Here is an 11,966-nt window from a genome sequence, read left to right on the forward strand (position 1 = left end):
CAAGCCGGCCGTCCGCACCTGCTGTCACCATCTGTGTACCGTGGAGGGCACGTGCGCTACGCACCACCAGGTCTCGTCCTCAACGACTTCGCCGTGCTCACCACCGACGACGGGTGGCACCTCCTACACCTCCAGGGGCCACCCGTGGTGCCCTTCGACGCGTCCGTACACGAGACCAGCTACGGCCACGCCCACTCGACCGACCTGCTGCACTGGGAACCGCTCGGCCCGGCCTTCGGCATCGCCCGGCCCGGGCACTTCGATGACGGCGCAATCTGGACGATGAGCATCGTCAACCATCCCGACGGCGGACTCGCCATGCTCTACACAGGCGTGTCCGCCCACCCCCACCCCGCCACCCAAGCCGTCGGACTCGCCCGCTCAACCCGCCACGACGGCACCGGCTGGCACCGAGTCAGCACCGACCCCGTCTGCATCGCCGACCCACGCTGGTACCGCACCGACAGTCACCAGGCCTGGCGAGACCCGTTCGTCGTTCACGACCCGGACCACGACCAGTGGGTGATGTTCATCGCCGCACGCGAATCCAGCCTCACGCCATCGGTCGGCGGTTGTGTCGCCGCGGCCGTCTCCTCCGACCTGCTGCACTGGACCGTGCTGCCACCGGTCGTGCCAGGCGGGACACACTCAGAACTGGAGTGCCCGGTTGTCGAACGGCTCGACAACCGCTGGATGATGCTGGTTTGCGTCGCAACCGACCACTCGGTGGACGTATACGAATCAGACACCCTGCTCGGACCATGGGTCCGGCGCGGCCGGCTGGCACCACCCGGCATCTACGCGCCCCGCGTCGTCCAGGTGGATGGCGAAAGGCTCGTCCTGCACACCGTGCAGCGGCGGGTCGGGCTGGACGACCGCGGTGACCTGGTCCGCGGCATGATCGCCCAACCGAAACGCCTCCGCCTCGACACCGACGGCGTGCCCGTCCTGGCCTGGTGGCCACCCACCGCCGCAGAAGCCAAACCGGCGGACACCCCGATCGTTAAAGACGCGATCATCGAGGTTGACATCCCCGCCGAGGCACGAAACGTCACCCTGACGATCTGTCCGGACGGCAACTACGCGGGTGTCACAACGCTGGAAATACACGCACACGCAGGACGAATACGGATCGGATACGCCGGAGGCCCAGTCCTCCAGGACGAACCACTCGGCACACCACTCGTCAAGGACAACCTTCCAAACCCCGAGCCCATCAGCCCTGACGAGCTCGCGGAAGGTCACTCTCCGATGATCGAGGAGACGGTCGACGCACAGCCGGCCAGGGGCAGCCAGCCAACGGCATCCCCCACCGGGGCTGTCGACATCCGGCCCGGACAACCCGACGGCGCGGCGCACGTGGTTCATCCGCCGGACTCACGTAGGGTGCCCCACCATCTACGAGTGCTCATCGTCGGCGAGTTCCACGAGGTTTACGCCGACGACCGTCTCGTCCTCAGCACCACCGCATACGCCTGGGGCGCGGGCCGGGTACGAGCGAGTGCTGACGGACGGGTACTGCCTGTCTCGGTCTGGCTGCTGCCTGAACCAGGCCACCACCGAGACGACGTCTCCGCGATCTGACAACCCGCCCCGTATCCTTTCCGCAGCCGCCGTCATGAATATCCGAAACGGCGGGGTCAAACAGTCAAGGCGACGCTTTCCAGGCCGGCGAGCATCCGCAGCGCGGTTGACTTACCCGACCCGGACGGGCCGACCAGCACCATGAACCCTACGACCGACATGCCGGCACATCGCGGATGATCCGGCGAAGCGTTCCCGGTGGGACGTCCTTACCCTGGCGGACGGGTACGACAGTGAACCGTCCCTCGGGGTTCTTCGTTCTTCGAGCAGCGGACGTCGGTGCACGGCGTCCGCTGCTCACCCACGTCAGGTGCCGGGGACCCGGCTGCTGTTCGCCGCCGTGTAGGTCCGTCCCTTCCACGCGGCTCCCCGGCCGCGCCAGTGCGCGCGTGCCGAGTCCAGCGTCATCAGCACGTACAGGACGGCGACCGCGGGCAGGGCCACCGCATTGCGAGCAGGTTGCTGGTAGTAGCGAATCATGGGGATGTAGGTGACGGTCATCACCGCCCATGCGACAAACCCGGCAGCGCCGGCAACGGCCGCGGCGGTGCCTCCGACCCCGGCCGCAAGCGCGGTCAGCCCTACCACCGCGGACAGCGGTGGTGCCACGTAGGTCAGCGCGAGGCCCACGACGCTGCCGGTGAGCAGTACGGGCGAGTGCCGGAGCTGGGTGTAGGCACTACGAGCGATCATCGACCACATGTCCGCCAGCCGTGGGCACGGGCGGATGCCACGGACGCCGTCCGTGGCCGGGTCTGCGAGTCCCACCCAGATCCGCCCACCACTGCGTTTGATCGTTCTGGCCAGTGAGCAGTCGTCGATGACCGCGCGGGCGATCGTGGCAAGCCCACCTGCATGTTCCAGCGCGGCACGGCGCAGCAGCACAGCGTGGCCGGCGGCGCCCGCGGTCCGGGTGGTCGGCCTGCTGACCCTGCGGAACGGGTAGAGCTGCGCGAAGAAGTACACGAACGCGGGGATGAGGAGCCGTTCCCAGCGGGACCGTGCGCGCAGGAACGCCATCAGTGACGTGAGGTCGAGCCCGTGGGCGGTGGCGTGGCGGATGAGCCGGGCCACCGACTCGGGTCCGTGAGCGATGTCGGCATCGGTGAACAACAGCCATTCGGATTCCGGTGACGAGGCCCGGACGCCCTGCTCCATGGCCCACACCTTGCCCACCCATCCGGTCGGGCGCCCCCCGCCGGTCAGGACCGTCAGCGGGACACGACCGCCGGCCGACCGGCCGAGCGTTCGGGCTATGTCCCCGGTGCCGTCATCGCTGGCGTCGTCGATGAAGACGACCTGCAGCGGGCCCGGGTAGTTCTGGCTGAGTAGGGATGGAAGAGTATGGGGGATTATGTCTGCTTCATTCCGGGCGGGAATGATCACAGTAACGGCGGGCCAGCCACCTTTCGGCTCGACCGCGCCATCCGTCCGGGGGTTGTGGGGATCAAGCCGGGTATCGGTGCGCCAGAACATTCCGTGGCCGCCTGCGAGCACCAGCCAGACGAGCAGGGAGCAGACCGCGCACGCCGCCAACATCATCACGATGATCAGCGTCGCAAATCGCGGGACCGCTCGAGGGAACCCGGCGAGTGGTGTGTCCAGTGCCTCCCCCGCCGGCGACAGCATTGCCAGGGTCCGCGGTCAGGTCACCACGAGGTCACGTGTCACGTCGGCGACCGCCGGTGGCCCGCAGACCACCGTGACCAAGCGCGGTCACGCGGCCGGGTCCTGCGGCGGCCGGCCGACCCCCGTGCAGCCGTGGAGGTGTTCACCGACGCCGTGGCAACGTGACCCGGTCGACGTTGCGTCGGCCGTTCGAATCCGCCGTTCCGGGGCTTGAGAGCATCGGCGATGGTCAGGAGAAGAGCTGTCGGACGTCGTCCGCGTCGAGACTCGAACCGAACGCGTCGCCGTCGTCCATCACGCTGGAGAACAACTCGGCTTTCCTGGCCTTCAGCGCCATCACTTTCTCCTCGATGGTGTCCTTGGCGACGAGTCGGTAGACCATGACGTTCCTGGTCTGCCCGATGCGGTGCGTGCGGTCCACCGCCTGCGCCTCGGTCGCGGGGTTCCACCACGGGTCGAGCAGAAAGCAGTAGTCGGCCTCGGTGAGGTTCAGGCCGAACCCGCCGGCTTTCAGGCTGACGAGGAACACCGGGGCTGACCCTTTCTTGAACCGTTCGAGCACCGCCGGCCGGTTGCGGGTTTTGCCGTCGAGATAGCAGTGTTCCACGCCGACGGCGGACAAACGGTCGCGTACCTTACCGAGAAATCCGGTGAACTGGCTGAAGACCAGCGCCCGGTGGCCGCCGTCGATGACGTCCACAAGCTGCTCGAGCAGGGCGTCGATCTTGGCGCTCGGTATGTCGTCGTGGCTGTCGTCCACGAGTCCGGCGTGCAGGCTGAGCTGGCGCAGCAGGGTCAGCGAACGCAGGATTGTAAAGCGGTTCCTGTTCATGTCCTCCACCAGACCCAGGACCTTCTGCCGTTCCCGCTGCAGATGGGTCTGGTACAGCTTCCGGTGCCGCGGATGGAGGTCCACCTCGAGAACCTGTTCCTGCTTCGGCGGAAGCTCGGGGGCGACCTGCTCCTTGGTACGGCGCGTCATCAGCGGCCGGATCCGCCTGCGGAGTTGCGCGAGCAGCTCGGCGTCGCTCTGCTTTTCAATCGGCTGGGCGTAGTAGTCACGAAATCGTGTCGGGTTCGGAAACAAGCCAGGAGCGGTGACCGAAAGCAGCGACCACAACTCCATCAGGTTGTTTTCCATCGGAGTCCCGGTAACGGCCAGTTTGAAAGACGCCGGAAGCAGTCGAGCGCACTGGTACGCCTTCGACTGGTGGTTCTTGACCATTTGGGCCTCGTCGAGAACCAGACCGGACCACGGGAGATTCGCATACTTGTCGTACTCGAGCCGGAACAGCGTGTATGAAGTAACTACCAGGTCGGCGTCCGACACCACCTGCTCGAGAGTGCCGCCGCGGCGTCGTTCCGTATCAGAGATCGTCACGGTCCGCAGACCGGGTGCGAACCTGGCCGCCTCCGCGGCCCAGTTCGACACAACACTCGTCGGCGCGACGACGAGGAACGGCGCGAGTTCGGGGTCGACCCGCTTCGCGTGGCAGAGCAACGCCAGCGTCTGCAGCGTCTTACCCAGGCCCATGTCATCGGCGAGCACCCCGCCCAGCTGGTACTGCCACAGAAACGCCAGCCACCGGAAACCCTCGAGCTGGTAGGGACGCAGCGTCGCCGCGAGCGTCGACGGCGGCTCGTGCTGGTCCACGGCACTCAGCGACAGCAACCCCGTCACCTGCTGCCGCCATGCGTGTGCCTGGTGCTCGACCACGCCGAGCTCGGCCAGCTCGTCCCACAGCCCGGCCTGGAACCGGCTGATCCGCAGCTGACCGGCAGGCGAGTCCTGCAACGCCCGCGCCTCTTCGATCAGCCGCCGCAAGGCCTGCAACTCGGGCTTCTGCAAACTGAAATAAGCGCCGTCTGCGAGGAGCAGATGCGACTGCCCCTGACTCAGCGCCAGGAAAACGTCCGCGAACGGCACCTGACGGCCTTCCACGGTGATGGTGACCCCGAGATCGAACCAGTCGGTCTCACCCACCACATCGTCGGTCGACAGACCGATACGCAGCGAGTCGCCGGCCTCCCGGTAGTCGGCGGGGTCGCCGCTGACCTCGACGGCGACCCCGGGACGGCCCGCCAGCCACGGAAGCAGCTCCGTGGTCACGCGCATCGTGTCGGTGCTGGACAGCCGCACCCCCGATCGCAGGGTCAGCCCCGAGATCAGCTCCTCGCCCGCGGACTCCCGCCCGGCGGACAGCACAGCCGCCGCGTCAGCGGGCAGGTCCAGCGCTGCCAGCACGTCCCGCTCGTGGCGCAGGTCCCGAAATCCGTCCGGCTCCGCGTCGTACAGCGGTACGCGTATCCGCTCTCCACCGACCTCGTACGCCCATTCCCAGGCGAGGTCGAGGTCGTGGCCGTCGCCGTAGGCGGCACGCAGCAGCAGAGTCGGCGGCGCTACCTCCGGCGGTACGAACGACCCGTCGCGGGAGACCACCGGGGCCAGACGTTGCAACCGCGGGCAGAACTCCGTCCGGAACCGGGCCTCCTCGGCGACTGGGACCTCGAGGCTGCGGTTTCCGACCGTCATCCGCTGCAGCTGCGGCGGCACCGGCTCGACGAGACGAGCGAGCCGCACGTGCCAGTCACGGTGATCCTCGGACGCCCGGATCTCCGCCCGGTCGACATAGACGACGCCATGGCCGTCGCCGCCGATGAACGAGAACACCGCGGCGTCCGTTCCGGCCGACCCTTCGATACGGAGCAGGGGGGCGACGAGCAGGGATCCCGAGCTTCCGGCTCGCGTCACGTCCAGACACAGTTCGGCGAGGCCGTAACGGTCGACGTCGCCGAGCTTCTTCCTCGCGTGGACGAACCGGATGCCGACCTCCGCGGCCGCGTCGAGCATCGGCCAGAGTTGGCGGCTTTCGAACTCGGAAAGGTCGAGCCGTTTGTGGCCGCTGTTGGAGTAGTACGAGTAGCCGTACCGCTCCTGCCGCGCCCTGTACAGGGCGAACATCTCCTGCAGCAACCGTACGTGCGGCTCGTGGAACTCATGGACGCGGTACGGCGAATTCAGCTCGTCCCACCCGACGGCGCCGACCCAGCCGTTCTTTCCCGGCTTAACCAGCCGGGCCGTCACCTGTAATCCCCGCTCGGAGGCCGCGCCGCCGGCCGACGAATGCGCCGCGAAACTCAGCTCGACGGCCAACGGGGTCGTCCCGAAGTCCGTCCGCGAACGACCGCTCTCGATGATCGATGGAGAGCCGAGCAGCTCCCCCAACGACTGGATCCAGACCTGCGGCGGCTCGGAGCGTCGGGACTGCCGGCGGGGGGCCGCCGCGTCGTCCGACTCGGCCGTCAGCACCAGCGCCACGACGTGTTTGCAGTTGGCCCCCACCGGACAGGTGCACGAACCGCCCCGAAAACGCCGGGAAGACACACCGTCGTCCGAAAACTGCACGCTCGTCGAGTAGACCTCACCGTTGCTGCCGCGCACCCGACCACGGAGGGTGTTCCCATCGACGTTCCATTCCAGCTTCATAACCGCATCTCGCTGTGCATAGCGGACACCCTTGAGATACGAATGGTCCGTGACGGCCGCCCGGAGGCCGACGGTATCGGACCCTGCCACGACACGGGGATCATGTTCGCCAAGGTAGCAGACTACCGCAGGACGTCCTGTCTCGACTTCGCCGCCAGGTCGACGAGGACCACAGAGGAGCTGTCGGAACTTACAGTGGTCTTCGAATGGCCAAGGCGAGCAGACCTGACAGCGATGCGTTCGTGTCTTCGAGCAGAACCGCTCGTACGCCCGTCACGAGTGCGGCGATGACACGGCATTCAGGTCAGGACCGAGTGCGCGCATCATCGCCTTGATGTTTCCTCGCAGGAACTTTGTCTGCGTTTGCAGCGCATCGTTCTCGTCGACGTCCAGGGGAGGGCGAAAGTCGCTCGTCAGCTCGATGCGGCAGGCGCCGGGTCCCGTCGAGACGACCGCGACGGTACCGGTGGAATCGAGATTTCGGCCACCCTCGACGACGCGATAGGAGTAGGAGAACTCGTCCCGAGCGATGAACTGCTCCCGGAGCACCGCGCCGTTCGCCATCGTGAGCACCCGCACCGGACCGGCGGGGGCGTCCTCGATCCGCTCGTCGGTGACCGCACCGGCCCACCTGCGGATGTTGTCAAAATGCCCGATGACGCTCCACACGGCATCAGCGGGCTGGGCCACCTCTTGTGCCGCTCGCGCGATGACCACTACAGATCCCCTCCATCAACGACTGTCAGTCAACCCTGCCCAGGGCGACCTTTCCCAGTCAATCAGCGTTCGGAAGCGCCCGACAACCGACTCGAACCCACGACCCGTGGATTAGCGGATTAAGAGAACAAGACAGGCTATCCGATGACGTTCGTGGACGCCTGGTGGCCTGCTCCGGGCGTCCGTCAGCGTCCGCGCGGGTGTCCGCGAAGCCATCTGCGGTCGTCCGCCCGCTCGGGTACATCTGCGGATACACCGACAGATCCGGATCATGCGGGTGAATCTCTACGGCTCGGTGCGCTCCCAGGCAGGGGGACGATGAACAGCACGTCGCCGGGAGCTGGCTACACCGGCCCGAAGGGAGCTGTGCCGCCCGTCCAGGACGAAGGCGACGGTCATGACCGTGCCCTGCGGACGGGGTCCGGCCGGGCCGTGGCGGGTGACGTCCACGATCTCGGAGTTGAGGAAGATCGACGCGCAGAGCCGGGCACGAACCGCGGCGGGGGCAACGGTACCGAGGCGGAGCCGTCCTCGATTTCAGCACCCTGGATGACAACCAGACGAACGAGGTTACTCGCCACCCGTTTGTAACCTCATTGACCGGATGCGCTTTTTTCGCGTTCGAGTATGAGCACGAACTCGGCGTTGACGCTCTTCCAGACACTCGAAGCCACGATGCTCTCCGCCAGGCGCCAGCCCTCAGCAGCGTAACTGTTGAGAGTCGCTTCCAGAGTGTTGAAATCAAATTTCCCGGAGAAGGCTTTATCGCGCTGGGTCAGCACCTTGTACTCGAGCATGATCCATCCTTTCGTCCGAACCTACGCCAACGGGTCCGCCAGAGTCTACCGAGATTTAACGTATAAAGTCATATCCCCACCGGCTCTCCCAGGCCAGCCCGGTCCCGGCCAGAAACCTGTCGATCGGACGATGCCGGTACTGCACATTCTCCAGACCGCGCTTGGCCGGTAAGGCCCGTCACCTCGGCCTGCCCGAGGTGACCGTCGAGAAGATCAGACGAGCGCAGGCGGTACACCCCGTGACCTCGGTGCAGTCCGAGCTGTCGCTGTGGACCCGCGACCCGCTCGCCGAGGTCCTGCCGTACTGCGAACAGCAGGGCATCGCGTTCCTGCCGTACTCGCCGCTGGGCCGTGGCTTCCTCGCCGGCCGATTCTCGTCCTTCGGCGAGCTGCCCGCCGACGACTTCCGGCGCGGGCTGCCGCGCTTCCAGCAGGACGCGATCCGCGCCAACCTGGCCTTCGTCGGCCGGGTGCGCCAGATCGCCGACCGGGTCGGGGCCACCCCGGCCCAGGTAGCCCTCGCATGGGTGCTGGCCCAGGGCCGCTACGTCATACCCATCCCCGGAACCAAGACCCCGAAGTACCTGGCCGACAACGTCGGCGCCGCCGACGTCGAGCTGCGCGAGAAGGACCTCGCCGACCTCAACGCCCTACCCGCCCCGCAGGGCGGTCGCTACTGACCACCGACGCCGTCGCCGGCCACCGTGACGCCGCCCACCGGTTCGGCGGGACTGCATGCCGAGGCCGGGACGCTGGCGGTTCGGGGGGTTTGGTGGCATCGCCGTCCGCCAGCCCGGGATATCGTCCCGGCACCGGCCGTTCGGATGCCATTTTGATGCTGGCCCGACCATGCCCGCGCCAGCATCGCCTCGCCTCGCTGCTACCGACGTCGGCACCGATTTCCCACGTCGACACATGCAACATCGGGCGCGAATTGCTCTCCGTCATCAAACTTTTCCCCCGCGTCTCAGGCGCTTTCGATGCTCCCAGCCTCATGCAGGCCTAGTAGGTCGACAGCCTGTTCGCGCATCTCCACTTTGCGGATCTTGCCGGTGATGGTCATCGGGAACCCGTTGACTACGTGGGTGTACCGCGGGACCTTGTAGTGGGCCAGGCTGCCCGCGCAGAACTCCCGGAGCTGCTCGGCGGTGAGCGGCTCGGCGCCGGGACGCATCACGATCCAGGCCATCAACTCCTCGCCGTACTTGACGTCGGGGACGCCGATCACCTGGACGTCGGCGATGTCGGGGTGGGTGTAGAGGTATTCCTCGATTTCCCTGGGGTAGACGTTCTCGCCACCCCTGATCACCATGTCCTTGATCCGGCCGACGATGTTGACGTAGCCCTCGGGGTTCATGGTGGCCAGGTCGCCGGTGTGCATCCACCGGGCCGCGTCCACCGCTTCGGCGGTCTTCTCCGGCTCGTCCCAGTAGCCGAGCATCACCGAGTAGCCGCGGGTGCACAGTTCACCCGGCTCGCCACGGCCCGCTACCTGGCCGGTATCCGGATCGACGATCTTCACCTCCAGGTGCGGCATGACCTGGCCGACCGTCTCGGTGCGCTGGACCAGGCCGTCGGTGCGGCGGGTCATCGTGGACACCGGGGAGGTCTCGGTCATGCCGTAGCAGATCGCCACCTCGCCCATGTTCATCTCGCCGACGACGCGCTTCATCACCTCCACCGGGCAGGGCGCCCCGGCCATGATTCCGGTACGCAGGCTGGACAGGTCGAAGTCGCCGAACCGCGGGTGGCCCAATTCCGCGATGAACATCGTCGGCACGCCGTACAGCGAGGTGCAGCGCTCGGCCTGCACCGCCGCCAGCGTGGCCTCGGGGTCGAACCCGGGCGCCGGGAGCACCACGCACGCGCCGTGCGAGATCGCAGCCAGGTTGCCCATCACCATGCCGAAGCAGTGATAGAGCGGCACCGGCAGGCAGACCCGGTCGTTCTCGGTGTAGCCGACGCCCTCGGCGACGAAGTAGCCGTTGTTGAGGATGTTGTGATGGGACAGCGCGGCACCCTTGGGAAAACCGGTGGTGCCCGAGGTGTACTGAATGTTGATCGGGTCGTCAAAGGCCAGCGTGGCCGCCCGTTCGCGCAACTGGGCGACGTCGATGCGGCGACCGGCCGCGACCAGCTCGTCCCACCCCGGCTCGCCGATGAACACCGTCCGATCGAATCCGATCTCGGCGAGCATCGCCCGGTAGTCACTGGTGCGGTGGGCGACCGCGCTGACCAGCAGGCGCGTCCCGGACTGACGGACGACGTAGCCCAACTCGTGGGTGCGGTAGGCGGGGTTGACGTTGACCAGGATCGCCCCGATCTTCGCGGTGGCGAACTGGGTCAGCACCCACTCGGCGCAGTTGGGCGCCCAGATGCCGATCCGGTCACCCTTCGCGATGCCCGTCGCCAGCAGCCCGAGGGCCACCTCGTTCACGGCGGCGTCGAATTCGGCGTAGGTCCAACGCCGGCCGGTGGCCACGTCGACCAGTGCCTCCCGGCTGGCGTACCGGGCCGCGGCGCGTTCCAGGTTCTCCCCGATCGTCTCGCCCAGCAGCGGCACCACGCAGACGCCGGACGCGTAGGACAGCAGTGAGACAGCCATGCGCAGCAGCATCCGGGTGAGTCCGGAAGCCCGCCACCCCCGTTCAGGGGTAGCCACCGATGGCGGTCTGCGTCACATTCTGGTGGCATGGCGGTAACACATCGGCCGGCCGGTATCCAGGCCCAGGAACACCGCGAGCTGCTGCGTGTCGCACTGGGACGAATGCGACGAGTGACCGGGTTGCCGGTGGCGTTCGGCGGCGAGGTATCACCCGGGGGTCGGGGCCTGCGACTCACCGAGTTCACCGGGACCTGGACCGATGCGCTCCCCGGCTTGGTCGTCAGCGCCGGCAACGGCCTGGGCGGGCGCGTGCTGCTCGCGGCCAGGCCCGGCAGCGTGGACGACTACGCCGCCGACTTACGCATCAGCCACGAGTACGACAAGCCGGTGACCGCCGAGGGCCTGCGGGCGATCGCGGCGGTGCCGGTGCTCGTGGGCGAATCGGTGTTCAGCGTCCTGTACGGCGGTATCCGCGAGCCACGGCCGCTGGGCGGCCGGGTGCTGGACACGATGAACCAGATCGCGATCGGGGTAGGCGTCAAGCTGACCGCACGGTCGGAGGTTGAGCGGCGTCTGGCGGAGCTGGAGACGGCCGCGATCACCCGGGCCGCCCGCGAGGCTCCCGTCGCGCCAGAGCGGGAGGAGGTCCGCGAGGCCTACGCGGAACTGCGCTCGATCGCCCAGGAGATCACCGACCCAGCCCTGCGCCGGCGTCTCCAACTGGTCTGCGACCGGCTTACCCGGCCCGCCGGTCGCCCCGCCCGCGGCAACCCACTGTCGCCCCGAGAGCTGGACGTGCTGGCCCTGGTCGCGGTGGGATGCGCCAACGCCGAGGTGGGACGCCGTCTGGGCCTGCGGCCCGAGACAGTGAAGAGCTACCTGCGCAACGCCATGGGCAAGCTCGGCACCCACGGTCGGGCAGAGACGGTCGTAGCGGCCAGACGCGCGGGCTTCCTACCCTGATCCGTCACGCAGAGCAGCACAGATTCGATCCGGTGCCAGTCCTCGGGGCAGGCGAACTCGTCCTGCGAAGAGCCCTGTCTGGGCGGTTCGGAGGTGTTCGCCCTGGTCACCGACCTGCTCGATGTCGAGGCATGCCCGGCGCTTGACCTGGCGTGCGCTTACCCCGACCGGTGGTGCTGTGAGG

8 protein-coding genes and 1 pseudogene are annotated in these 11,966 nt (G+C 67.5%); 3 read left to right on the plus strand and 6 right to left on the minus strand.

From position 1 onward, the window contains the following. The first annotated feature begins 51 nt into the window (after window positions 1-51). Window positions 52-1,584, plus strand: a complete 1,533-nt coding sequence (locus tag NBW77_RS14915) for a glycoside hydrolase family protein (RefSeq protein WP_250279895.1) — start codon at window positions 52-54, stop codon at window positions 1,582-1,584. 71 nt (window positions 1,585-1,655) lie between these two features. On the opposite strand, the pseudogene NBW77_RS14920 reads toward NBW77_RS14915, so the two are convergent. From NBW77_RS14920 to NBW77_RS14940, 5 genes and pseudogenes are all read right to left on the minus strand, one after another. Continuing rightward, window positions 1,656-1,730: pseudogene (locus tag NBW77_RS14920) on the minus strand (ATP-binding cassette domain-containing protein); the annotation flags it as partial. A gap of 160 nt (window positions 1,731-1,890) precedes the next feature. Beyond that, window positions 1,891-3,213, minus strand: coding sequence for a glycosyltransferase (locus NBW77_RS14925; RefSeq protein WP_242605724.1), 1,323 nt, complete (start codon window positions 3,211-3,213; stop codon window positions 1,891-1,893). Between the two features lie 229 nt (window positions 3,214-3,442). Continuing rightward, window positions 3,443-6,790: a DEAD/DEAH box helicase gene (locus NBW77_RS14930; RefSeq protein ID WP_242605723.1), complete on the minus strand. Its 3,348-nt coding sequence runs from the start codon at window positions 6,788-6,790 to the stop codon at window positions 3,443-3,445. A 183-nt stretch (window positions 6,791-6,973) separates the two neighbouring features. Continuing rightward, complete coding sequence (locus NBW77_RS14935; RefSeq protein WP_131746203.1) at window positions 6,974-7,417, minus strand: SRPBCC family protein; 444 nt, start codon at window positions 7,415-7,417, stop codon at window positions 6,974-6,976. 593 nt (window positions 7,418-8,010) lie between these two features. Then, on the minus strand, window positions 8,011-8,214 hold the full coding sequence (locus NBW77_RS14940) for a DUF4177 domain-containing protein (protein WP_131746202.1): 204 nt from the start codon (window positions 8,212-8,214) through the stop codon (window positions 8,011-8,013). A 161-nt stretch (window positions 8,215-8,375) separates the two neighbouring features. Between NBW77_RS14940 and NBW77_RS14945 the strand changes: the two genes are divergently transcribed. Then, window positions 8,376-8,894, plus strand: coding sequence for an aldo/keto reductase (locus NBW77_RS14945; protein ID WP_207386917.1), 519 nt, complete (start codon window positions 8,376-8,378; stop codon window positions 8,892-8,894). A gap of 287 nt (window positions 8,895-9,181) precedes the next feature. Here NBW77_RS14945 and NBW77_RS14950 read toward each other — a convergent pair whose 3' ends face one another. Further along, window positions 9,182-10,819, minus strand: coding sequence for an AMP-binding protein (locus NBW77_RS14950; protein ID WP_250279897.1), 1,638 nt, complete (start codon window positions 10,817-10,819; stop codon window positions 9,182-9,184). 87 nt (window positions 10,820-10,906) lie between these two features. On the opposite strand from NBW77_RS14950, the gene NBW77_RS14955 reads away from it, so the two are divergent. Continuing rightward, window positions 10,907-11,782: a LuxR C-terminal-related transcriptional regulator gene (locus NBW77_RS14955; protein ID WP_131746200.1), complete on the plus strand. Its 876-nt coding sequence runs from the start codon at window positions 10,907-10,909 to the stop codon at window positions 11,780-11,782. Window positions 11,783-11,966: the final 184 nt, after the last annotated feature.

It is taken from the genome of Frankia sp. Cppng1_Ct_nod (assembly GCF_920656135.1).
GTDB classification, from domain to species: Bacteria; Actinomycetota; Actinomycetes; order Frankiales; family Frankiaceae; genus Protofrankia; species Protofrankia meridionalis.